Source organism: Pseudomonas sivasensis (assembly GCF_013778505.1).
GTDB classification, from domain to species: Bacteria; Pseudomonadota; Gammaproteobacteria; order Pseudomonadales; family Pseudomonadaceae; genus Aquipseudomonas; species Aquipseudomonas sivasensis.
In genome coordinates, this window is record NZ_JAAOWU010000011.1 from 101,439 (window position 1) to 123,251 (window position 21,813).

Sequence of the window (21,813 nt, forward strand, 5' to 3'; positions counted from 1 at the left end):
TTAGCCGGCCGTTTCCGACCCCAGAATCAAGGGCATGCATTCTAGAGGGTCAAACTCAAGAAGTCACCCTACTGGAAACGGGTAAAAAAACAGCAGGCCATTTGTAGGTTCAAGTGCACGCGTGCACCTCATCCCGTTAGCAAATACAGCTCATCACGCCAGGGCTCTGCGCCAACCCTTCTATATATAGAAGGACCAGGAACGCAGGCCCCGGCAGCCAGCCTTGCGAGCAAGACCGGCGACAGGGAAGCAGCATCGAGAAACACAAATACGATGAAGCGCCCCGCCCTTGAAACTCGAAACGCTTAAACGAAAACGGCACAGCCCTTTTCAGGTACTGCGCCGTTATCGCTATTTAATAGCGGTACTGACCCCTCTATAGACGAGCATCAGTCCTACACGTTCAAAACCGGCAACGATTCTAACGCCAAGGCATTGAGAATGCTTGCTTTTTTGACAACCATAATCTCTAGGCGCGTCGCACTACTCGACCGCAACCGCCCACAGAAACAAGACCTGGCTTTTTCCAGATGCAAAAAAAAGCGCCAGATCATTGATCTGGCGCTTTTTCAAAATATGGGGTGGACGAAGGGGATCGAACCCTCGACAACGGGAGTCACAATCCCGTGCTCTACCAACTGAGCTACGCCCACCATATTGCATTAACAAAGAACTCGAACATCTTCTTTGTTGACCCCACCCAGCCTGACGGCTTGGCGAAGCTTTAATTGGTGCGGATGAAGAGACTCGAACTCTTACGCCTCGCGGCGCTGGAACCTAAATCCAGTGTGTCTACCAATTCCACCACATCCGCGTTTGAAGCTCTTAAAGCAAAGGCGCCAGACGATTAATCTGGCGCCTTTTCAAAATATGGGGTGGACGAAGGGGATCGAACCCTCGACAACGGGAGTCACAATCCCGTGCTCTACCAACTGAGCTACGCCCACCATATAGCGCTACTTGTGCCAAAGCTGCCTAATGGCGCACCCGGCAGGACTCGAACCTGCGACCATCCGCTTAGAAGGCGGATGCTCTATCCAGCTGAGCTACGGGCGCCTTATTAATCTGTACTCTTAGAGGATTACAAACTAAGTGCTTCCAGCCTTGCAGTACAACAATTCTGCTCGACCTTCTTAACCAGTGCTAGGCTGTGCCCGACAAGTGCGACGAATAGTATAGAGGGCCCGGAAACCCGTCAAATCTTTTTTGAAAAAAATTCATTTTATTTAAGGGGTTAGGCCAATTTGCAGACCAAGCGCCTTTGCCCTCACGCCGTGGCGTGCGAGAATGCGCGCACTTCTCCTCCCCCTCTCGATGGTTAATCACGCGTAATGACTGCACAACTTATCGACGGCAAATCAATCGCCGCCAGCCTGCGCCAGCAGATCGCCAAACGAGTCACCGAGCGCAGCCAGCAAGGCCTGCGCACGCCTGGCCTCGCGGTGATCCTGGTCGGCAGCGATCCTGCCTCTCAGGTTTATGTCTCGCACAAGCGTAAAGACTGTGAAGAGGTCGGCTTTATATCCAAGGCCTATGACCTGCCTGCCGCCACCACCCAAGAGGCACTCACCGATCTGATCGACGGCCTCAACGACAACCCTGCGATCGACGGCATCCTCCTGCAACTGCCACTGCCCGAGCACTTGGACGCGTCCAAGCTGCTGGAGCGTATCCGCCCGGACAAAGACGTCGACGGCTTCCATCCTTACAATGTCGGCCGCCTGGCCCAGCGCATCCCCCTGCTGCGTCCGTGCACGCCAAAAGGCATCATGACCCTGCTGGAAAGTACCGGTGTCGATCTGTACGGCCTTGATGCAGTTGTGGTCGGCGCGTCCAACATTGTCGGTCGCCCGATGGCCATGGAGCTGCTGCTGGCCGGCTGCACCGTGACCGTTACCCACCGCTTCACCAAGGACCTGGCAGGCCACGTTGGTCGTGCCGACCTCGTTGTCGTAGCCGCCGGCAAGCCGGGCCTGGTCAAGGGTGAGTGGATCAAGGAAGGCGCCATCGTTATCGACGTGGGCATCAACCGTCAGGAAGACGGCAAGCTGGTAGGCGATGTGGTGTACGACACTGCCCTGCCCCGCGCTGGCTGGATCACCCCGGTGCCAGGCGGCGTCGGCCCGATGACCCGCGCTTGCCTGCTGGAGAACACCCTGTACGCCGCAGAGACCCTGCACGGTTAATAACCAGTCGTACTGAAAAAGCCCTGCCTTATCGCAGGGCTTTTTATTGCCCGAAAAAAACCTGTTTTTTCTTAGTTTTTAAGCACTTTCGTCTGGTTTTAGAAGAACATTCGACACTCCATCGTCCATACTCCTAAAATGTAACGGCATTTATCAAAGAAACCGTTACTCAACGGTATTTCCTACTTTTTTAGCGAGTTCATCCGCGTGAAAATTCGTCTTTCTATTGCCAGCCTATTTTTTGCGTTCACAGGCACCTTTGCGCACGCCGCCGAATCCACCCAGGCGCCGCGCGACCCATCCAAACTGCAGATCGCATCCGGCAGCGCCATGCTGGTGGACCTGCAGACCAACAAGGTCATCTACGCCAGCAACCCCGACGTAGTAGTGCCGATTGCGTCGGTGAGCAAGTTGATGACCGGCCTGATCGTGCTTGAAGCCAAGCAGAACATGGATGAGTACATCGACATCAACATCAAAGACACGCCGGAAATGAAAGGCGTGTTCTCCCGCGTAAAAATCGGCAGCGAAATGCCTCGCAAGGAAATGCTGCTGATCGCCCTGATGTCATCGGAAAACCGCGCCGCCGCCAGCCTGGCCCACCACTATCCGGGGGGCTACCCGGCATTTATCGCGGCGATGAACGCCAAGGCCAAGGCGCTGGGCATGACCAACACCCACTATGTTGAACCCACCGGCCTGTCGATCCACAACGTGTCCACCGCCCGCGACCTGAGCAAGCTGTTGGCTGCCGCACGGCACTACCCGCTGCTCAGCCAGTTGAGCACCACGAAGGAAAAGACCGTTGCGTTCCGCAAGCCCAACTACACCCTGGGTTTCTCCAACACTGACCACCTGATCAACCGCGCCAACTGGGATATCAAGTTGACCAAGACCGGCTTCACTAACCAGGCCGGCCATTGCCTGGTACTGGTGACCAGCATGGGTAATCGCCCGGTGTCGCTGGTGATCCTGGATGCGTTCGGCAAGTTCACGCACTTTGCCGATGCCAGCCGTATTCGCAGCTGGGTCGAGACCGGCAAGGGCGGTTCGGTGCCGGACGTGGCATTGCGCTACAAGGCCGACAAAAATCTGAAGAACCGCTCGAATGCGGCGCAAGCCCACCGTTAAAGGGCGCCGCACCACATTTTTATCGGTGTTCTGACAATACTTTAAGCGCCTGGGCCGCCGCCTGCTCCTGCCCGGCTTGGGCCGTCGCATTTGCCGCCTCGCGCCAACGCTGGGCATCCACATTCGCTGGCAACTGGCTCGGACGCTGGGTGAGGATCGCCCAGTGCCCGGCGCTTGCCCACTTCGATTCAAACTCGCTGAAGCTCATCAATAAACGCCGGTCCATGCCCGAGCGCAGCAGAACCGTGCTTTTCTGCTGATTGAAGCCAACCACGACAACATAGTGCGCATCCGACCACAGCCCGCCGCCCACCCGCGCCATCACCGGATAACCCGCCGCCACTTGCGCCAGCACGGCCGTCAGTTTGGCATCCAGTGGATACACCATCAGCCCGTACTCACGCGCCAACACTTGCATGTTGCGCTCCAGGTCCGCTTCGCCGCCCGGCAAACGCAGCGGCTTATCCAGCAAACCCGGTGTCATGACAATGCCTTGTTGCGACAGCATGCTGGCTAACGCCGTAGGACCGCTCTGATAAGCCTCGCTGCGAAAGGTCGGCACACCATTGAGTTCGACGCGCTCCGGCAAGCCCGGCAGTTTCGAAGGATGCCCGGAACAGGCCGCGAGGCCCATGGCGCAGGCCAGCAACAGGGATGATTTAACGTTCGACCGTAACCGCAATTTTTTACTCTCTTGATCAACTGCCGGTAAGGGCCCTGATCATAGGGCGCTCGGCCACGCGGGTATAGCCCAAAGCCAGGGTTTACCGCCTGAGATAGAGCAAACAAGTTGGATGAACACGACCATTGGTCAATAGCAGGCAACCGTCAGGTAGCTAGACTGTCCATTGAGAAGACTGTGTGTGCCCCGTACTGGGCGAAAGGAGGCCTGAATGAGCCTTGCAACGACGATTGTGATGTTGATCTGCGGTTGGCTGGCGGTTGCCGGCGCCATGTTGTGGGGGGTGTTGCGCATTACCCGTCGGCACCATCACCCCCACGTAAAACCTGCCAAGCCCCTAAAGGCAGCGGCACACCACGCCTAGCCAGGCATGCAATTGAAGTCCCGCGTCGCCGCAACTTCCTTGCCGTGGCCATCTTTTAAGGATGCACGCACGGTGGTGCCCAGGCTGGATTCCACCAGCGTGTAGTGCTCACCCGCCTTAAAGGCTTCGTATTCGACCCGGCCTTGGCAATCCCGCTGATTGTCGTCGCCGGGCTCCTCTTCGTACAACGTAACATCCAGGCTGTGAGCCCCCGGTGTCACCTCAAAATAGCGCCCGTCATCCACACGCTTGCCGTCCACGCGCTCAGCCAGCAAGTCATTCGGCGCATCCTCTGTCAGACCAATCCAGGCCTCACTCGGATCCGCTTTAGGGATCGGGCCGGCGCACGCCGACAGCAGCAATACGACACCCAATGCAGGGATCAACAACAGAGGTTTAAGTGACATGGCAGTGCTCCAAAAAGACGATATGTCCGATGGGTGACAAGCGTGACCAGCAGCGCTGCCTGGAACAAATGAATCCATATGAAACGATCTTCAGCCCTTAACTAAATGTTCCTTCACCTGGCTGAAAGGCGCGTGTTAGGTGGGTCGGGCAAGACTGCCGGGGTTTGCAATCCTGCTCCCTCGGAGGTTCACGCATGCTCGGGCTGGTAAAGACCGCACTGCAAAAGCCCTACACGTTTATCGTGTTGGCCATATTTATCTGCATCATCGGGCCGATGGCGGCCCTGCGTACTCCCACCGACGTGTTCCCCGATATCGGCATCCCTGTGGTCGCCGTGGTCTGGCAGTACAACGGCCTGTCGCCGGACGCCATGGCGGGTCGCGTGATCTACACCTACGAACGCTCCCTGAGCACCACCGTCAACGACATCGAACATATCGAATCCCAATCCCTGCCAGGGATGGGCATCGTGAAAATCTTCTTCCAACCCGGCGTCGATATCCGCACCGCCAATGCCCAAGTGACCGCCGTGTCACAAACCGTGCTCAAGCAAATGCCGCCGGGCATCACGCCGCCGCTGATCCTCAACTACAGCGCGTCCACGGTGCCGATCCTGCAAATGGCGTTTTCCAGCCCAAGCCTCTCGGAAGCCAAGATCCGCGACCTGGTGCAGAACAACATCCGCCTGCCGTTGAGCGCCCTGCCCGGCCTGGCCATGCCCACACAGATGGGTGGCAAGCAGCGTCAGATCACCCTCGACCTCGACCCGCAAGCGCTGGCTGCCAAAGGCCTGTCGGCCCAGGATGTGGGCAATGCCCTGGCGCTGCAGAATCAGATCATTCCGGTGGGCACTGCCAAGCTCGGCCCCAACGAATACACCATCCTGCTCAACAACAGCCCCAAGGCCATCGATGAGCTTAACGACCTGCCGATCAAGACCGTCGACGGCGCGCTGATCACCATCGGCCAGGTTGCCCACGTGCGTGACGGCTCGCCGCCGCAGACCAACATCGTGCGCGTCGACGGTCATCGCGCAGTGCTGATGCCGGCGTTGAAAAACGGCAGCATTTCCACCCTGTCGATCATCGACGGTATCCGTGGAATGCTGCCGCGCATCAACGAGACCCTACCACCGTCACTGAAGACCTCGTTGCTGGGCGACGCCTCGGTGTTCGTCAAGCAATCGGTGGGCAGCGTGGCCCAGGAAGGCATCATCGCCGCGCTGCTGACCAGCGCGATGATCCTGCTGTTCCTCGGCAGTTGGCGCTCCACGATCATTATTGCGGCGTCGATTCCTCTGGCAGTGCTCTCAGCGATTGCGCTGCTGGCCGTCAGCGGGCAAACCCTCAACGTCATGACCCTCGGCGGGCTGGCGTTGGCGGTGGGGATCCTGGTGGACGACGCCACGGTGACCATCGAAAACATCAACTGGCACCTGGAACAAGGCAAGGCGGTGAAGACCGCGATCCTCGACGGCGCCGCGCAAATTGTCGGCCCGGCGTTCGTCTCGCTGCTGTGCATCTGCATCGTGTTCGTGCCGATGTTCCTGCTGCAAGGCATCGCCGGTTATCTATTCCGGCCCATGGCGCTGGCGGTGATCTTTGCCATGGCCAGCTCGTTCATTCTTTCGCGCACCCTGGTGCCGACGCTGGCGATGTTCCTGCTCAAGCCGCATACGCCGGAGCAAGGCGCGGGACATCATCCGGAAGATGAATTCATCAACCACCATGAGGGTGAGCAGCACACGAAACCGCGCACTGCCGCGCTGCAAGCCGTGCTGAATTTCCAGCAAGGGTTCGAGCGCCACTTCTCGAATATCCGCGACACCTACCATGGCTTGCTGACATTGGCCCTGGGTCATCGCAAGCGCTTTATCGTGGGTTTTCTGGCCTGTGTGTTCGCCTCATTCCTGCTATTGCCCAGCCTTGGCCAGGACTTTTTCCCGGCCACGGATGCCGGTGCGCTGGCCCTGCATGTGCGCCTGCCGCTGGGCACGCGCATCGAAGAAAGCGCCGCCGCCTTCGACCGCATTGAAGCGCGGATCCGTGAGGTCATCCCTGCCGAAGAACTGGACACCATTGTCGATAACATTGGCATCCCGCTCAGCGGCATCGACATGGCCTACAGCAGCAGCGGCACCATCGGCCCGCAGGATGGCGACATTCAAGTCAGCCTGAAAAAACACCACGCGCCCACCGCCGACTACGTGAAAAAACTGCGTGAAGCGCTGCCGCAAAGTTTTCCCGGCAGCCACTTCGCGTTCCTGCCGGCGGACATCAGCAGCCAGATCCTCAACTTCGGCGCGCCGGCGCCGCTGGACGTGAAAATCTCCGGGCGCAGCGATGAAGAAAACCGCGCCTATGCCGTCGAGCTGGAACGTCGCCTGCAACACGTGCCCGGCATCGCCGACCTGCGCATCCAGCAGTCAACCGGCTACCCGTCGCTGCAGGTGAATGTCGACCGCCTGCGCGCCAACGGCCTGGGCATTACCGAGCGCGACGTGACCAACAGCATGGTCGCCTCTCTCGCCGGCAGCTCGCAAACCGCGCCGACCTTCTGGCTCAACCCGGCCAACGGCGTGTCCTATTCCATCGTCGCCGCCACCCCGCAATACCGCCTCGACAGCCTTCCGTCACTGGAAGCGCTGCCCGTCACCGGCGCCAACGGGCAGTCGCAGATCCTCGGCGGTGTGGCAACCATCTCCCGTGTGCAAAGCCCGGCGGTGGTGACCCACTACAACATCGAACCGACCCTGGACCTGTACGCCAACGTGCAAGGCCGCGACCTCGGCGGCGTAGCCCGCGACGTGCAAAAGGTGCTGGATGACACCGCGTCCATGCGCCCAAAAGGCGCGACGATCAGCCTGCACGGCCAGATCGACGCGCTGCATGAAGCCTTCAGCGGCTTGAGCTTCGGCCTGCTCGGCGCTGTGGTGCTGATCTACCTGCTGATCGTGGTCAACTTCCAATCGTGGGCCGACCCGTTTGTGATCATCACGGCCCTGCCTGCCGCACTTGCGGGAATCGTGTGGATGCTGTTCCTCAGCGGCACCTCATTGTCGGTGCCGGCGCTCACCGGAGCCATCTTGTGCATGGGCGTAGCCACGGCTAACTCAATCCTGGTGGTGAGCTTCTGCCGTGAGCGCCTGGCCGAACATGGTGATGCGCTCAAGGCCGCGCTGGAGGCCGGTTACACGCGCTTCCGCCCGGTGTGCATGACGGCCCTGGCGATGATCATCGGCATGTTGCCCCTGGCGCTGTCCGAGGAGCAAAACGCGCCGCTGGGCCGTGCGGTGATCGGTGGTTTGATCTTCGCCACCATCGCCACCCTGTTGTTTGTTCCCGTGGTCTTCAGCCTGGTCCACGGGCGTCACCCTAGTCGCGCAGTTGCAGGAGAAACCCCACATGTCGTCTGATCACAAACCCTCGCGCAAGCGCCTGATGCTCATGGGTGTCGGCGGCCTGACCGTGGCTGCCCTGTTGGTCGCCAACGGCTTGCATGCCCGCACGCTGCACGAGCAATCGGTCACCGCCTGGACAGAGACAGCCGCCATCCCGCAAGTGATGGTGTTTCAACCCAAGCAGAATGTGGCCGGCGATACCTTGCGCCTGCCGGCGCACCTTGAGGCGTGGAGCAAGGCGCCGATCCACGCCCGGGTCAGCGGTTATTTGAAGGACTGGACAGTCGACATCGGCCGCCAGGTCAAGGCCGGGCAAGTCCTCGCCGAAATCGACAGCCCCGACCTGGACCAGCAACTGGCGCAAGCCCATGCACGCTTGGTGCAGGAACAGGCCAATGCGCGCCTCGCTGCAACCACCGCAACCCGATGGCAAAACCTGCTGGCGAGCCACTCCGTATCGCGCCAGGAAGCCGATGAAAAAACCTCCAACGCCGCGGCCGCCAAAGCCAATGCCCAGGCTGCTGCTGCCGACTATGCGCGGCTGTCCGCACTGGAAGACTACAAGACGCTGCGCGCACCGTTCGCCGGCACCATCACGGCGCGCAACACCGATATCGGCCAGTTGATCAAGGCCGACACCGACAGCGACCCGGAGTTGTTCAGCATCGCGGATACGCACCAGCTGCGGCTTTATGTACCCGTGCCACAGAACTACGCGGCAGTGATTCACCCCGGCCTGGAAGCCCGGCTCACCGTGCCCGAACACCCTGGCGAGCACTTCAAGGCACGGCTGATCGGCGACTCCACTGCCATCGATCGCCGCTCCGGCACCCTGCTCGCGCAGTTCGTGGTCGACAATCCCGACGACGCGCTACTGCCGGGTGATTACGCCGAAGCCACGCTGCCGATTCCGGCCGACACCCATGGTGTGAGCATCCCGGCCAGCGCGTTGATCTTTCGCGCCCAAGGCACCCAGGTCGCGGTACTGGATGGGCAGAACCATGTGCACCTGCAAGCCATCCATATCGGCCTCGACCTGGGCGAACGCCTGGTAATCGACCAGGGCCTGAAACCTGCCGACCGCGTGGTCGACAACCCGCCCGACGCTCTGCGCGAAGGCGACGCTGTGCAACTGGCCGACGCCGGAGGTGCGCATGCGCGTAAGGCTTAAGGTGCGCATGCGCACAGGGCTTAAACCACTCGCTGCGTTGACGCTGCTGGTATTGCAAGGTTGCTCGATGGCGCCTAGCTACAAGGTGACGTCGATTGACCTGCCAGCCAACTACCGCGAACAGACCAGCGACGGCCCCTGGCACAGCGCGCAGCCGTCCGACCAACTGGCCCCCGAATGGTGGAAGCTCTACAACGATTCGGGCCTGAATGACCTGCAACAGCAATTGCTCAAGGCCAACCCGGACTTGGCTGCAGCGCTGGCGCACTTCGATGCGTCCCAAGCCTATGCCAGTCAGTTACATGCCGGGCTGTTCCCGCAGATTACCGCCAGCGCACAACCGTTGCGCCAGCGCCAATCTGACTCGCGGCCGCTACGGGGGGAGACGCAGCCGTCGGTGTACAACAGCAACACCGCCGGTTTTTCATTGAGTTACGACCTGGACCTGTGGGGCAAAATTCGCAATCAGGTCGCGGCCGGTGACGCCCAGGCGCAAGCGTCCGGGGATGACCTGGCGGTGGCGCGCCTGAGTTTGCAGCGTCAGTTGGCGACCTTGTACGTGCAGCTCAATGGGCTGGATGCGCAGAGCCGGATTCTTACTGGCTCGCTGGAGGATTTCAGCCAGGCACTGCAACTGACCCGCAGCCGTTACGAGGGCCAGATAGCCTCGGAGCTGGACCTGACCCGTGCGCAAAATCAACTGGCGCAGGCCAGGGCGCAATTGGATGAGGTACGCGGGCAACGCAACCTCACCGAGCACGCCATCGGTGAATTGGTGGGTGTGGCAGCCAGCGACTTTACGCTGCCGCCCGGCCAGCAACTGATCGCCCTGCCGGGGGTTCCCTCGCAGCTGCCAAGCCACCTGCTGCAACGTCGCCCGGACATTGCGGCGGCAGAACGCCGGGTGTTTGCGGCCAACGCGAATATCGGCGTAGCCAAGGCGGCGTGGTATCCGGATTTCAGTTTGACCGGGCTGATCGGCGGGCAGACGCAGGGCGTGGGGAATTTGCTCTCGGCGGGTAATCGGTATTGGGCGCTGGGGCCGTTGGTGAACCTGCCGATCTTTGATGGCGGGCGCCTGAGCGCCAATGAACGCCAGGCCAAGGCCGAGTTTGAAGAAGCGTCCGCGCAGTACCGCAGCCAGGTACTGAAGGCCGTGCGTGAGGTGGAAGATAACCTCGCGCAACTGCGGGATTTGCAGCAGGAAGCGCAGGATGAGCAAGCGGCGGCGGACGCGGCGCAACATACGCAATCATTGGCGATGAACAGCTATCAAGCAGGTGCGGTGAGTTACCTGGATGTGGTGACGGCGCAGACGGCGGCGTTGCAAGCGCAACGGACATTGCAGGCGGTGCAGACGCGGCAGTTGCAGGCCAGTGTAGGACTCGTGACGGCACTCGGCGGCGGCTGGCAACCTGGCGCCTGACATCATTCTCGGACCTGACACAGCTCTAGATCTGGGAGGGGCGGTGCGACTTGCTCTCTATAACGGTGGGTCAGTTATTGATGCCTTGAATGAAATACCGCCATCGGGGGCAAGCCCCCTCCCACACTGATTCTGCGTCAGACACATAATATATAAGCACCGCAGAGCCCCCTCCCACACTTGTCCTGCGTCAGACACATAATGTATGAGCGCCGCTGAGCCAATGTGGGAGGGGGCTTGCCCCCGATGGCGACCTTCCCGACACATCCTGCCAAAAGCCTGCCCATCAACCTCTTGCTCTCCAATCTAGCCTCTCTAAGCACATCTAGAGAGGGCCAGGGAATGGCAGATTTACCCGCTTCACACCGCCTGCGCATCGGCCGCTTCAGCGAACCCAACCGCATTTACCTCATCACCACCAACACCCACGAACGCATACCGATATTCAACAACTTCCATCTCGCTCGCTTAGTGGTCTGGCAATTTCGGCTGGCTCAGTACCAAGGGCTGGCCAATTCCCTGGCATGGGTGATCATGCCGGACCATTTCCACTGGCTGCTTGAACTGAAAAAAGGCTCGCTGGCGGACTTGATGTGCCAGGTGAAGTCAAAAAGCACCAGGACCGTCAATGCCCTGAGCGGTCGCAAGGGACGGCTTTGGCAAGAAAGCTTTCATGACCGCGCACTGCGCAAGGAAGATGACTTGGTGAAAATGGCCCGATATGTGGTGGCTAATCCATTGCGAGCGGGCCTGGTGGAGCGGATTGGCGACTACCCACTGTGGGATGCCATCTGGGTCTAACGTCCGGCAACATTACCTGAAACAACACCGTTCAAATGTGGGAGGGGGCTTGCTCCCGATTGCGGTAAGTCAGTCAGTTCATCTGCAACTGATACACCGCTATCGGGAGCAAGCCCCCTCCCACATTTTTTACCCGCATTTCAGGCCGCGAGTTTGCCGCTGGCGATGGCTGCTGATGCAGCCACCATGGCACGCAACAACACCATGAAAATGGCCCGATAGGTGCTGGCTAATCCATTGCGAGCGGGCTTGGTGGAGCGGATTGGCGACTACCCACTGTGGGATGCCATCTGGGTCTAACGTCCGGCAACATTAGCTGAAACAACACCGTTCAAATGTGGGAGGGGGCTTGCTCCCGATTGCGGTAAGTCAGTCAGTTCATCTGAAACTGATACACCGCTATCGGGAGCAAGCCCCCTCCCACATTTTTTACCCGCATTTCAGGCGGCCCGTTTGCCGCTGGCGATGGCTGCCGATGCAGCCACCATCGCGCGCAGCAATACCGTAAAAATGGCCCGATAGGTGGTGGCCAATCCATTGCGAGCGGGCCTGGTGGAGCGGATTGGCGACTACCCACTGTGGGATGCCATCTGGGTTTAACGTCTGGCAACACTAGCTGAAACAACACCGTTCAAATGTGGGAGGGGGCTTGCTCCCGAATGCGGTAAGTCAGTCAGTTCATCTGTAACTGATACACCGCTATCGGGAGCAAGCCCCCTCCCACATTTTTTACCGGCATTTCAGGCGGCGAGTTTGCCGCTGGCGATGGCTGCCGATGCAGCCACCATGGCGCGCAGCAATACCGAGAAAATGGCCCGATAGGTGGTGGCCAATCCATTGCGAGCGGGCCTGGTGGAGCGGATTGGCGACTACCCGCTGTGGGATGCCATCTGGGTCTAACGTCTGGCAACACTAGTTGAAACAACACCGTTCAAATGTGGGAGGGGGCTTGCTCCCGATTGCGGTAAGTCAGTCAGCTTATCTGTAACTGATACACCGCTATCGGGAGCAAGCCCCCTCCTACATTTTTTACCGGCATTTCAGGCGGCGAGTTTGCCGCTGGCGATGGCTGCCGACGCAGCCACCATCGCGCGCAGCAATACCGTAAAAATGGCCCGATAGGTGGTGGCCAATCCATTGCGAGCGGGCCTGGTGGAGCGGATTGGCGACTACCCATTGTGGGATGCCATCTGGGTCTAACGTCTGGCAACATTAGCTGAAACAACACCGTTCAAATGTGGGAGGGGGCTTGCTCCCGATTGCGGTAGGTCAGTCAGATTATCTGTAACTGATACACCGCTATCGGGAGCAAGCCCCCTCCCACATTTTTTACCGGCATTTCAGGCCGCGAGTTTGCCGCTGGCGATGGCTGCTGAAGCAGCCACCATGGCGCGCAGCAATACCGCACACCCTGCCGCCAGATCATCCGGGGCGGCATTCTCGATCTCGTTATGGCTGATCCCCCCCTCACACGGTACAAAGATCATCCCCGCCGGCCCCAACTCGGCGACGAAGATCGCGTCGTGACCTGCCCCGCTGACGATGTCCATGTTCGACAAGCCCAGCCCATTCGCCGCATCGCGCACGGCGTCAACGCAGCCTTTGTCGAAGTACAGCGGCGGGAAGTCGGCCGTGGGTTCCATTTCAAAACTCAAGCCATGCTTGGCGCAGGTGTCATCAATGACCTTGCGCACCTCGGCAATCATCGAATCCAAGCGCGCCGGTTCCAAGTGACGGAAGTCCAGGGTCATGCGCACTTCGCCAGGAATGACGTTGCGTGAGCCGGGATACGCCTGCAGGCAACCCACGGTCCCGCAAGCATGGGGCTGATGCCCCAACGCCGCCGCATTCACCGCCGCCACCACTGCCGCCGCGCCTACCAGGGCGTCCTTGCGCAGATGCATCGGCGTCGGCCCCGCATGCGCTTCAACGCCGCGCAGCTTCAGGTCGAACCACTTTTGTCCGAGGGCGCCGAGTACCACGCCGATGGTCTTCTTCTCATCCTCAAGAATCGGCCCTTGTTCGATATGCGCTTCGAAATACGCACCGACCTTGTGCCCACTCTCAGGACGGGTTCCCGCGTAGCCAATCGCATTCAACGCATCACCCACGCTCACGCCATCCGCATCGACTTTGGCCAGCGTCTCCGCCAGGGTGAATTTTTCGGCAAACACTCCGGAGCCCATCATGCAGGGCGGAAAGCGCGAGCCTTCTTCGTTGGTCCACACCACCACTTCCAGCGGCGCTTCCGTTTCGATATTCAGATCGTTCAGGGTGCGCAGCACTTCCACCCCGGCTAATACACCAAAGCAGCCATCAAACTTGCCGCCCGTGGGCTGAGTGTCGATATGGCTGCCGGTCATCACGGGCGGCAAGCTGGGATTACGACCGGGACGGCGCGCGAAAATATTGCCAATGCCGTCGACGGTCACGGTGCAACCGGCGTCTTCGCACCACTGCACAAACAGGTCGCGGGCCTTGCGGTCGAGGTCGGTGAGGGCCAGGCGGCACACGCCGCCCTTGGGGGTGGCACCGAGTTTGGCCAGGTCCATCAGCGACTGCCATAAGCGGTCGCGGTTGATGTGCTGGTGGGTCGATTGCAGAACGTCAAGGGCAGCGTTCATGGGGATCTCCTCAGGCTTGTATTTCTTATGAATTGACAACGACCGGGCTGATTCCGCGCCTGGCATTCAGGCCGTAATACAACAACCCGCCCAACGCCGAACCGGTAAACCAGCCGTAGCTGTAGAACCAGCTGAACGCATCACTGCCCAACGACAGCAACGTCAACACCACCGGCACGCCAAAGGCGATAAAGCCGCTCCAGTTCCACGCCGGGTATACGTCGTCGCGGTATAAGCCGGCCAAGTCCAGTTGCTGTTTGCGGGTGATGAAGTAGTCCACCACCATGATCCCGGCGATCGGGCCCAGCAAACTTGAGTAACCCAGCAACCAGTTGGAATACACGGTTTCCAGACTCACATCCGAGACGATCAGCCCGAGTTTTTTCAGCAGTTCATGGCCCATCAATACCAGCCCGACCAGGCCGGTGAGGATCACCGCCGTGGTGCGGTTGATCAGCTTGGGCGCGATGTTCTGGAAGTCGTTGGTGGGCGAGACGATGTTCGCGGCAGTGTTGGTGGACAAGGTCGCGACGATGATCAGCGCCATGGCCACGGCCACCCACACCGGGCTCTGGATATGACCGATCAGGGTCACCGGATCGGACACGCTGACGCCTACCAGCTTCACTGACGCGGCGGTCATGATCACGCCGAGGGCGGCGAACAGAAACATGGTCAGCGGCAGGCCGAAAATCTGCCCGAGGATCTGGTCCTTCTGGCTTTTGGCGTAGCGGCTGAAATCGGGAATATTCAGCGACAAGGTGGCCCAGAAGCCCACCATCGCGGTAAGGCCGGCCATGAAATAACCGGTGAGGCTCGCCCCTTCAGGGCGCTTGGGAGGAATAGCCATCAACTCGCTGATAGATACATTCGGCATCGCCCACACCAGCAGGCCAATGCCCACAGCTACCAGCAACGGCGCCGACAGGGTTTCCAGGCGCTTGATCGACTCGGCGCCACGCAATACGACCCACAAATTCAGACACCAGAAAATCATGAAGCCGATCACTTCACCGGTGCCGCCTAGGGACTTCCACCCCTCGAAAATCGACCCCAGGAACAGGTGAATCGCCAGTCCGCCAAACATCGTCTGGATACCAAACCAGCCGCACGCCACCAGCGCGCGGATGAGGCACGGCACGTTGGAACCGAGGATCCCGAAAGACGAACGCAGCAACACCGGGAACGGAATGCCGTACTTGGTGCCGGGGAAGGCGTTGAGGGTCAGCGGAATCAGCACCACGATATTGGCGAGCAAAATCGCCATCAGCGCCTCGCCCACCGACAACCCGAAGTAAGCGGTCAGCACCCCACCCAGCGTGTAGGTGGGCACGCAGATCGACATGCCGACCCACAGCGCGGTGATGTGCCATTTGTTCCAGGTTCGTTCATGCACCTTGGTCGGTGCCATGTCGTGGTTATAGCGAGGGCTGTCGAGGACGTCGGGGCCGGCGTCGAGTTCGTACAGGCCGTTGCGTTCTATGACTTGCGATCTGTTCTGTTGCATGGCCGCTCCACGGTTTTTTCGAATTATTTTTGCTCACCTGCGTGGTGAGTGCAGGTGGCCGGAGTACCTCGTAAACAACATGACATCACGGGCCCGGCCAGCCGTTTCTGCACTCAATAACCGTGCCGAAAACCGCCACCACACCCTTACCGCTCATATAACTGACTGATGTTAATCAGCTTTCCGATTGAACCTGCGGTACTTGCCACGTGACTCAGGCCGAATAACGTAGAAGTTGCCCGAACTGTCAGGACTCAATCTGGTGCAACACAATTATTTTTATTTCCCAGCCCCGTCAAGAGGCATATCTCAACCGTCTGATTTGCAATAAGAAATGTTGCTCATATTGAGATCCTGTCAAGTGCGTCAAAATGGTGAGAGGCCGCTACATTTTGGTGATTTTAATTTTTAATCCTTATAAATCAGATACTTAATATGGATATAAGCTTATTAAAAATCTTCTTGCTCAATCGAAAAACTCGGGCTAGTTTCTATTCCTGTCACCGATGACAGGAATTAACCGACCATCGGCAGCAGTATTACAACACTTAGAACTGGCACAAGCCGGTCAAGCCTGTGAGGAACTCGACATGTCGCTGTTGATCCGTGGCGCTACCGTTATTACCCATGATGAAAGTTACCGCGCCGATGTGTTATGCGCAGGCGGTCTAATTCGCGCCATTGGCACGGATCTGGATATTCCCGCCGGCACTGAAATACTCGATGGCAGCGGCCAATACTTGATGCCCGGCGGCATCGACCCCCATACCCACATGCAACTGCCTTTCATGGGCACCGTGGCCAGTGAAGACTTTTTCAGTGGTACAGCAGCGGGCTTGGCCGGAGGCACCACCTCCATCATCGATTTTGTGATCCCCAACCCGCAGCAGTCCTTGATGGAAGCGTTTCACCAATGGCGCGGCTGGGCCGAAAAATCGGCATCCGACTACGGCTTCCACGTGGCAATCACCTGGTGGAGCGAACAGGTGCGCGAGGAAATGGCCGAGCTGGTCAGCCATCACGGCATCAACAGCTTCAAGCACTTCATGGCCTACAAGAACGCAATCATGGCGGCCGACGACACCCTGGTCGCCAGCTTCGAGCGCTGCCTGGAACTCGGCGCCGTGCCCACCGTGCATGCCGAAAATGGCGAGTTGGTGTATCACCTGCAACGCAAGTTGATGGCCCAGGGCATCACCGGGCCGGAGGCGCACCCGCTGTCGCGCCCGTCCCAGGTAGAAGGTGAAGCGGCCAGCCGTGCGATCCGTATCGCCGAGACGATCGGCACGCCGCTGTACCTGGTGCACGTGTCCACCAAAGAAGCGCTGGATGAAATCACCTATGCCCGTGGCAAGGGCCAGGCGGTGTACGGCGAAGTGCTCGCCGGCCACTTGCTCCTGGACGACAGCGTCTACCAACACCCCGACTGGCAAACCGCCGCCGGCTATGTGATGAGCCCGCCGTTCCGCCCGCGCGGGCACCAGGAAGCCCTGTGGCATGGCCTGCAATCGGGCAACCTGCACACCACCGCCACCGACCACTGCTGCTTCTGCGCCGAGCAAAAATCCGCCGGGCGTGACGATTTCAGCAAGATCCCCAACGGCACCGCCGGTATCGAAGACCGCATGGCGCTGCTGTGGCACGAAGGCGTCAATACCGGGCGCCTGTCGATGCAGGAGTTTGTCGCGCTGACCTCCACCAACACCGCGAAGATCTTCAACCTGTACCCACGCAAAGGCGCGATCCGCGTGGGTGCGGATGCCGACCTGGTGCTGTGGGACCCCGAAGGCACGCGGACCATTTCCGCCAAGACGCACCATCAAAAGGTCGACTTCAACATCTTCGAAGGCAAGACCGTGCGCGGCGTGCCGAGCCACACCATCAGCCAGGGCAAACTGGTCTGGGCCGATGGCGACCTGCGCGCCGAACGTGGGGCCGGGCGGTATGTGGAACGGCCGGCGTATCCGTCGGTGTTTGAGCAGTTGAGCAAGCGGGCCGAGCATTCAAGGCCGGTTGCTGTGAAGCGCTGAGACCGCCATCGGGGGCAAGCCCCCTCCCACGCTTGACCGCATTCATTCAGATACAACTCGGTCGAATGTGGGAGGGGGCTTGCCCCCGATGAGGCCAGTACAGGCAACAAAAATGCCCACTTAGAGGCAATCCAAAAAAACCGTGAGGCCGACACCGTGATCCAGACCCTGACCCACCTCCCCCATCCCCATGAAGACGGGGCCACCCTCGCCAGCCATTTCACCGACCTGGCGCCGCCCCTCAACGCCCGCCAGGCCCAACTGGAAGCCTCGCGCTGCCTGTATTGCTACGACGCCCCGTGCGTGAACGCGTGCCCCAGCGAAATCGACATCCCGTCGTTCATTCGCAATATCCACACCGACAACGTCCAGGGCGCAGCGCAGAAAATCCTCTCGGCCAATATCCTCGGCGGCAGCTGCGCCCGGGTCTGCCCCACCGAAATTCTCTGCCAACAAGCCTGCGTGCGTAACAACAGCGAAGAATGCGCGCCCGTGCTGATCGGCCTGTTGCAACGCTACGCCATCGACAATGCGCACTTCAGCGAACACCCCTTCCAGCGCGCCGCTTCCACCGGCAAGCGCATCGCCGTGGTGGGCGCCGGGCCAGCCGGTCTGGCCTGTGCCCATCGCGCAGCCCTGCATGGCCACGACGTGGTGATTTTCGAAGCCAAGGAAAAAGCCGGCGGCCTGAATGAATACGGGATCGCCAAATACAAACTGGTGGACGACTTTGCCCAGAAGGAGTTGGATTTTCTCCTGCAAATCGGCGGCATCGAGATCCGCCACGGTCAGTGCCTGGGTGACAACCTGACCTTGAGCGAACTGCATCAACAATTCGATTCGGTATTCCTCGGCCTGGGTCTCGCCGCCAGCAAACAACTGGGGCTGCCCCACGAAGACGCCCCCGGCCTGCTCGCCGCCACCGATTACATCCGCGAGCTGCGCCAGGCCGATGACCTGACTCAACTGCCGCTGGCCGACCGCTGCATCGTGCTCGGCGCCGGCAACACCGCCATCGACATGGCCGTGCAGATGGCCCGCCTCGGCGCCCGCGATGTGAACCTCGTCTACCGCCGTGGCCTTGCCGATATGGGCGCCACTCACCATGAACAAGACATCGCCAAGGCTAATCAGGTGCGCCTGTTAACCTGGGCACAGCCCGAAGAAGTGCTGCTGGATGACAAGGGCCACGTACGCGGCATGCGCTTCGCCCGCACCCGCGTGGAAAACGGCCGCCTGCTCCCCACCGGGGAAACCTTCGAACTGGCTGCCGATGCAATCTTCAAGGCCATTGGTCAAGGCTTCGACAACGACGCATTGCACGATCCCATGGCGCAACAGCTGCACCGCGTGGGCGAGCGCATCTTCGTCGACGAACAGCTACGCACCAGCATCCCTGGGGTCTACGCCGGCGGCGACTGCGTCAGCCTCGGCCAGGACCTCACCGTACAGGCAGTGCAACACGGTAAGCTGGCCGCCGAAGCCATGCACGCCCAACTCATGCTCAATGTGGAGGCTGCGTAATGGCCGATCTCTCGATTGTCTTCGCCGGTATCAAAGCTCCCAACCCGTTCTGGCTGGCCTCCGCGCCGCCCACCGATAAGGCGTACAACGTGGTGCGTGCGTTTGAAGCAGGCTGGGGCGGCGTGGTGTGGAAGACCCTGGGTGAGGACCCCGCAGCGGTCAACGTGTCGTCACGTTACTCGGCGCACTTCGGCGCCAACCGTGAAGTGTTGGGCATCAACAACATCGAGCTGATCACCGACCGTTCCCTGGAAATCAACCTGCGGGAAATCACCCAGGTGAAAAAGGATTGGCCCGACCGCGCGCTGATCGTGTCGCTGATGGTGCCGTGTGTTGAAGAGTCCTGGAAAAACATTCTGCCCCTGGTGGAAGCCACCGGTTGCGACGGTATCGAGCTGAACTTCGGCTGCCCCCACGGCATGCCCGAGCGCGGTATGGGCGCGGCGGTGGGCCAGGTGCCGGAGTATGTGGAGCAGGTGACGCGCTGGTGCAAGACCTATTGCTCGCTGCCGGTGATCGTCAAGCTCACGCCGAACATCACCGACATCCGTGTGGCGGCGCGGGCGGCCTATCGCGGCGGTGCGGATGCGGTGTCGCTGATCAACACCATCAATTCCATCACCAGCGTGGACCTGGATCGCATGGTCGCCCTCCCCATCGTCGGTACGCAAAGCACCCACGGCGGTTATTGCGGCTCGGCGGTCAAGCCGATTGCCTTGAACATGGTCGCGGAAATCGCCCGCGACCCGCAGACAAAAGGCCTGCCGATCTGCGGCATTGGCGGCATCGGCAACTGGCGCGACGCCGCAGAATTTGTCGCCCTCGGTTGCGGCGCGGTGCAAGTGTGCACGGCGGCGATGCTGCATGGTTTTCGCATCGTGGAGGAGATGAAGGACGGGCTGTCGCGGTGGATGGACAGCCAGGGTTACGCGAGCTTGCAAGAGTTTTCCGGGCGGGCGGTGGGCAATACAACGGACTGGAAGTACCTGGACATCAACTACCAGGTGATCGCCAAGATCGACCAAGAGGCGTGCATTGGCTGTGGGCGTTGCCATATTGCCTGTGAGGATACCTCGCACCAGGCCATCGCCAGCTTGAAGCAGGCGGACGGCACGCATAAGTACGAGGTGATCGATGATGAGTGCGTGGGCTGCAACCTGTGCCAGATCACCTGCCCAGTGGCGGATTGTATCGAGATGGTGCCTATCGACACGGGCAAGCCGTTTTTGAATTGGACGCAGGATCCGAGGAATCCCTACCGGGAGGCGGTGTAGGCCTGTAGGCCGCTATCGGGGGCAAGCCCCCTCCCACAATGGTCTGCATTCTTTCAGACAAAATGCAGTAAAGCCCCCTCCCACAGTTGTCTGCATTCTTTCAGACAAAATGCAGTAAAGGTGGGAGGGGCGGTGCGACGATTCGACTTGCTCCCGATGAGGCCCTCAGCCCCCCATCCCACTCAAGGCTCCAACCCAATCCCGCGCAAAATCACACCTGTCACCGTCTGGATCGCCTTCTCGAACTGCATATCCGACAACGGCTGGTGATCATTCAAAATCTTCACTTGGTGGTCAAAGTCGGCATAGTGTTGGGTCGATGCCCAGATCATATACAGCAGGCTCGACGGCTCCACCGGCAGGATGCGTTTGTCTTCCACCCACTGGCGAATTTTCGCTTCCTTCATCTTGGCCCAGTCGTACAGGCTCTCGTCCAGCGCTTCACCGAGTGTTGGTGCGCCGTGGATGATTTCGTTGGCCCAGACCTTCGAACCATAGGGCCGCGTGCGTGAGCGCTGCATCTTGGCGCGGATGTAACTGCTGAGGACCACCCGCGGGTCATCGAAGGTTTCGAAGCTCAGGGCGTCCTGTTTCCACACCTCCAGCAGGTCGAACAGCACGGCGCTGTACAGTTCGCTTTTGGTGGTGAAGTAGTAATGCAGGTTGGAGCGCGGCAGTTGCGCTTCTTCAGCAATGTCGGCCATGGCGGTGCTGCCGTAGCCTTTCTCGGCGAAGATTTTCTCCGCCGCCAGCAGGATTTTTTCGACGTTGATCCGACGAATTCCGATCTTGTGATTGCCCATAAGGGCTCCCTGACAAAGACATACGCCAAAGACTACCACCCGCTCTAGATCGGGGCGACAGGCGCAGTCGAAACTTCGTACACTGCCCGCTCCTAACCATTGATGGGTATTGCACAATGTTGATCAAGAAAACCCTGACCACTGTCGCCCTGCTCGCCTCCCTGCTGGGTGCCTCCGCAGCATTTGCCCATGCTCATCTCAAAAGCGCCACGCCTGCGGCAGACAGCACTGTCACGGCCCCCCAGGATCTGCGTCTGACCTTCAGCGAAGGCATCGAAGCCACCTTCACCAAGGTGTCCCTGAGCAAGGACGGCACCGAAATCGCCATCAAGGGCCTGGATACCGAAGGCGCCGACAAGAAAACCCTCGTAGTCACCCCGGCCGCGCCATTGGCGGCCGGTAACTACAAGGTGGTGTGGAATGCCGTCTCGGTCGACACCCACAAGAGCAACGGCGAATACAGCTTCAAGGTCGGCCAATAA

General features: G+C 59.9%; 16 protein-coding genes, 4 tRNA genes and 4 pseudogenes. 15 read left to right on the forward strand and 9 right to left on the reverse strand.

Annotation, left to right across the window (positions count from 1 at the left end):
* Positions 1 to 577: 577 nt before the first annotated feature.
* The 4 genes from G9Q84_RS18620 to G9Q84_RS18635 all read right to left on the reverse strand — a co-directional run bounded on the left by G9Q84_RS18620 (position 578) and on the right by G9Q84_RS18635 (position 1,056).
* Positions 578 to 653 (reverse strand) — tRNA-His (locus tag G9Q84_RS18620).
* A 76-nt stretch (positions 654 to 729) separates the two neighbouring features.
* Positions 730 to 814: transfer RNA gene (locus tag G9Q84_RS18625), tRNA-Leu, on the reverse strand.
* A gap of 57 nt (positions 815 to 871) precedes the next feature.
* Positions 872 to 947 (reverse strand) — tRNA-His (locus G9Q84_RS18630).
* 32 nt (positions 948 to 979) lie between these two features.
* Positions 980 to 1,056, reverse strand: a tRNA-Arg gene (locus tag G9Q84_RS18635).
* 275 nt (positions 1,057 to 1,331) lie between these two features.
* Between G9Q84_RS18635 and folD the strand changes: the two genes are divergently transcribed.
* Positions 1,332 to 2,186 carry a bifunctional methylenetetrahydrofolate dehydrogenase/methenyltetrahydrofolate cyclohydrolase FolD gene (folD, locus tag G9Q84_RS18640; protein ID WP_032889913.1) on the forward strand — a complete coding sequence of 285 codons (855 nt, stop codon included), beginning with the start codon at positions 1,332 to 1,334 and terminating at the stop codon, positions 2,184 to 2,186.
* A 207-nt stretch (positions 2,187 to 2,393) separates the two neighbouring features.
* Positions 2,394 to 3,317: a D-alanyl-D-alanine endopeptidase gene (pbpG, locus tag G9Q84_RS18645; RefSeq protein ID WP_032890050.1), complete on the forward strand. Its 924-nt coding sequence runs from the start codon at positions 2,394 to 2,396 to the stop codon at positions 3,315 to 3,317.
* Positions 3,318 to 3,336: 19 nt separating this feature from the next.
* On the opposite strand, the gene G9Q84_RS18650 is transcribed toward pbpG, so the two are convergent.
* Complete coding sequence (locus tag G9Q84_RS18650) at positions 3,337 to 3,999, reverse strand: C39 family peptidase (protein WP_122756704.1); 663 nt, start codon at positions 3,997 to 3,999, stop codon at positions 3,337 to 3,339.
* Between the two features lie 211 nt (positions 4,000 to 4,210).
* Here G9Q84_RS18650 and G9Q84_RS18655 point away from each other — a divergent pair, with 211 nt between their 5' ends.
* Entirely contained in the window at positions 4,211 to 4,363 is a 153-nt protein-coding gene (locus G9Q84_RS18655) for a hypothetical protein (protein WP_163034900.1), read from the forward strand.
* Here G9Q84_RS18655 and G9Q84_RS18660 read toward each other — a convergent pair.
* Complete coding sequence (locus G9Q84_RS18660) at positions 4,360 to 4,770, reverse strand: PA0061/PA0062 family lipoprotein (protein ID WP_099600964.1); 411 nt, start codon at positions 4,768 to 4,770, stop codon at positions 4,360 to 4,362. The genes G9Q84_RS18655 and G9Q84_RS18660 overlap by 4 nt on opposite strands.
* 194 nt (positions 4,771 to 4,964) lie before the next feature.
* Between G9Q84_RS18660 and G9Q84_RS18665 the strand changes: the two genes are divergently transcribed.
* The 8 genes and pseudogenes from G9Q84_RS18665 to G9Q84_RS29380 form a co-directional block, all read left to right on the forward strand.
* Positions 4,965 to 8,186 (forward strand): efflux RND transporter permease subunit, encoded by a 3,222-nt coding sequence (locus G9Q84_RS18665; protein ID WP_181643846.1) that lies wholly within the window; start codon positions 4,965 to 4,967, stop codon positions 8,184 to 8,186.
* Positions 8,176 to 9,342 (forward strand): efflux RND transporter periplasmic adaptor subunit, encoded by a 1,167-nt coding sequence (locus G9Q84_RS18670; RefSeq protein ID WP_181643847.1) that lies wholly within the window; start codon positions 8,176 to 8,178, stop codon positions 9,340 to 9,342. The genes G9Q84_RS18665 and G9Q84_RS18670 overlap by 11 nt, the downstream gene beginning before the upstream one ends.
* A 7-nt stretch (positions 9,343 to 9,349) precedes the next feature.
* Positions 9,350 to 10,768, forward strand: a complete 1,419-nt coding sequence (locus G9Q84_RS18675) for an efflux transporter outer membrane subunit (RefSeq protein ID WP_181643879.1) — start codon at positions 9,350 to 9,352, stop codon at positions 10,766 to 10,768.
* A gap of 342 nt (positions 10,769 to 11,110) precedes the next feature.
* Positions 11,111 to 11,569, forward strand: coding sequence for an REP-associated tyrosine transposase (locus tag G9Q84_RS18680; protein WP_181643880.1), 459 nt, complete (start codon positions 11,111 to 11,113; stop codon positions 11,567 to 11,569).
* Between the two features lie 222 nt (positions 11,570 to 11,791).
* Positions 11,792 to 11,869: pseudogene (locus G9Q84_RS29365) on the forward strand (REP-associated tyrosine transposase); the annotation flags it as partial.
* A 204-nt stretch (positions 11,870 to 12,073) separates the two neighbouring features.
* Positions 12,074 to 12,169 (forward strand): annotated as a pseudogene (locus tag G9Q84_RS29370) (REP-associated tyrosine transposase); the annotation flags it as partial.
* Between the two features lie 222 nt (positions 12,170 to 12,391).
* Positions 12,392 to 12,469: pseudogene (locus G9Q84_RS29375) on the forward strand (REP-associated tyrosine transposase); the annotation flags it as partial.
* Between the two features lie 204 nt (positions 12,470 to 12,673).
* A pseudogene (locus G9Q84_RS29380) lies at positions 12,674 to 12,769 on the forward strand (REP-associated tyrosine transposase); the annotation flags it as partial.
* A 140-nt stretch (positions 12,770 to 12,909) separates the two neighbouring features.
* Here G9Q84_RS29380 and G9Q84_RS18685 read toward each other — a convergent pair.
* Together G9Q84_RS18685 and G9Q84_RS18690 are read right to left on the reverse strand one after the other, a co-directional pair.
* Entirely contained in the window at positions 12,910 to 14,193 is a 1,284-nt protein-coding gene (locus tag G9Q84_RS18685; RefSeq protein ID WP_181643848.1) for a Zn-dependent hydrolase, read from the reverse strand.
* A 25-nt stretch (positions 14,194 to 14,218) separates the two neighbouring features.
* Positions 14,219 to 15,700, reverse strand: a complete 1,482-nt coding sequence (locus tag G9Q84_RS18690; protein ID WP_032889926.1) for an NCS1 family nucleobase:cation symporter-1 — start codon at positions 15,698 to 15,700, stop codon at positions 14,219 to 14,221.
* Between the two features lie 590 nt (positions 15,701 to 16,290).
* On the opposite strand from G9Q84_RS18690, the gene hydA reads away from it, so the two are divergent.
* The 3 genes from hydA (at position 16,291) to preA (ending at position 20,528) form a co-directional block, all read left to right on the forward strand.
* A complete protein-coding gene (gene hydA / locus G9Q84_RS18695) occupies positions 16,291 to 17,730 on the forward strand; it encodes a dihydropyrimidinase (protein ID WP_181643849.1) in 1,440 nt (479 codons plus the stop codon).
* A gap of 156 nt (positions 17,731 to 17,886) precedes the next feature.
* On the forward strand, positions 17,887 to 19,254 hold the full coding sequence (locus G9Q84_RS18700; RefSeq protein ID WP_181643850.1) for an FAD-dependent oxidoreductase: 1,368 nt from the start codon (positions 17,887 to 17,889) through the stop codon (positions 19,252 to 19,254).
* The gene (preA, locus tag G9Q84_RS18705; RefSeq protein ID WP_032889931.1) at positions 19,254 to 20,528 is read left to right on the forward strand and encodes an NAD-dependent dihydropyrimidine dehydrogenase subunit PreA; all 1,275 of its coding nucleotides are present in this window, start codon (positions 19,254 to 19,256) and stop codon (positions 20,526 to 20,528) included. Before G9Q84_RS18700 ends, preA begins: the two co-directional genes overlap by 1 nt.
* 182 nt (positions 20,529 to 20,710) lie before the next feature.
* Here the strand turns inward: preA and G9Q84_RS18710 are convergent, their stop codons facing one another.
* Entirely contained in the window at positions 20,711 to 21,331 is a 621-nt protein-coding gene (locus tag G9Q84_RS18710) for a TetR/AcrR family transcriptional regulator (RefSeq protein WP_032889933.1), read from the reverse strand.
* Between the two features lie 116 nt (positions 21,332 to 21,447).
* Between G9Q84_RS18710 and copC the strand changes: the two genes are divergently transcribed.
* Positions 21,448 to 21,813, forward strand: a complete 366-nt coding sequence (gene copC, locus G9Q84_RS18715) for a copper homeostasis periplasmic binding protein CopC (protein ID WP_032889934.1) — start codon at positions 21,448 to 21,450, stop codon at positions 21,811 to 21,813.

Excerpts from the sequence above, each read along its gene's own strand:
- folD (WP_032889913.1), top strand. The coding sequence starts at position 1,332 with ATGACTGCACAACTTATCGACGGCAAATCAATCGCCGCCAGCCTGCGC.
- G9Q84_RS18655 (WP_163034900.1), top strand. The coding sequence starts at position 4,211 with ATGAGCCTTGCAACGACGATTGTGATGTTGATCTGCGGTTGGCTGGCG.
- G9Q84_RS18660 (WP_099600964.1), bottom strand. The coding sequence starts at position 4,770 with ATGTCACTTAAACCTCTGTTGTTGATCCCTGCATTGGGTGTCGTATTG.
- G9Q84_RS18665 (WP_181643846.1), top strand. The coding sequence starts at position 4,965 with ATGCTCGGGCTGGTAAAGACCGCACTGCAAAAGCCCTACACGTTTATC.
- G9Q84_RS18670 (WP_181643847.1), top strand. The coding sequence starts at position 8,176 with ATGTCGTCTGATCACAAACCCTCGCGCAAGCGCCTGATGCTCATGGGT.
- G9Q84_RS18675 (WP_181643879.1), top strand. The coding sequence starts at position 9,350 with ATGCGCACAGGGCTTAAACCACTCGCTGCGTTGACGCTGCTGGTATTG.
- G9Q84_RS18680 (WP_181643880.1), top strand. The coding sequence starts at position 11,111 with ATGGCAGATTTACCCGCTTCACACCGCCTGCGCATCGGCCGCTTCAGC.
- G9Q84_RS18685 (WP_181643848.1), bottom strand. The coding sequence starts at position 14,193 with ATGAACGCTGCCCTTGACGTTCTGCAATCGACCCACCAGCACATCAAC.
- G9Q84_RS18690 (WP_032889926.1), bottom strand. The coding sequence starts at position 15,700 with ATGCAACAGAACAGATCGCAAGTCATAGAACGCAACGGCCTGTACGAA.
- hydA (WP_181643849.1), top strand. The coding sequence starts at position 16,291 with ATGTCGCTGTTGATCCGTGGCGCTACCGTTATTACCCATGATGAAAGT.
- preA (WP_032889931.1), top strand. The coding sequence starts at position 19,254 with ATGGCCGATCTCTCGATTGTCTTCGCCGGTATCAAAGCTCCCAACCCG.
- G9Q84_RS18710 (WP_032889933.1), bottom strand. The coding sequence starts at position 21,331 with ATGGGCAATCACAAGATCGGAATTCGTCGGATCAACGTCGAAAAAATC.
- copC (WP_032889934.1), top strand. The coding sequence starts at position 21,448 with ATGTTGATCAAGAAAACCCTGACCACTGTCGCCCTGCTCGCCTCCCTG.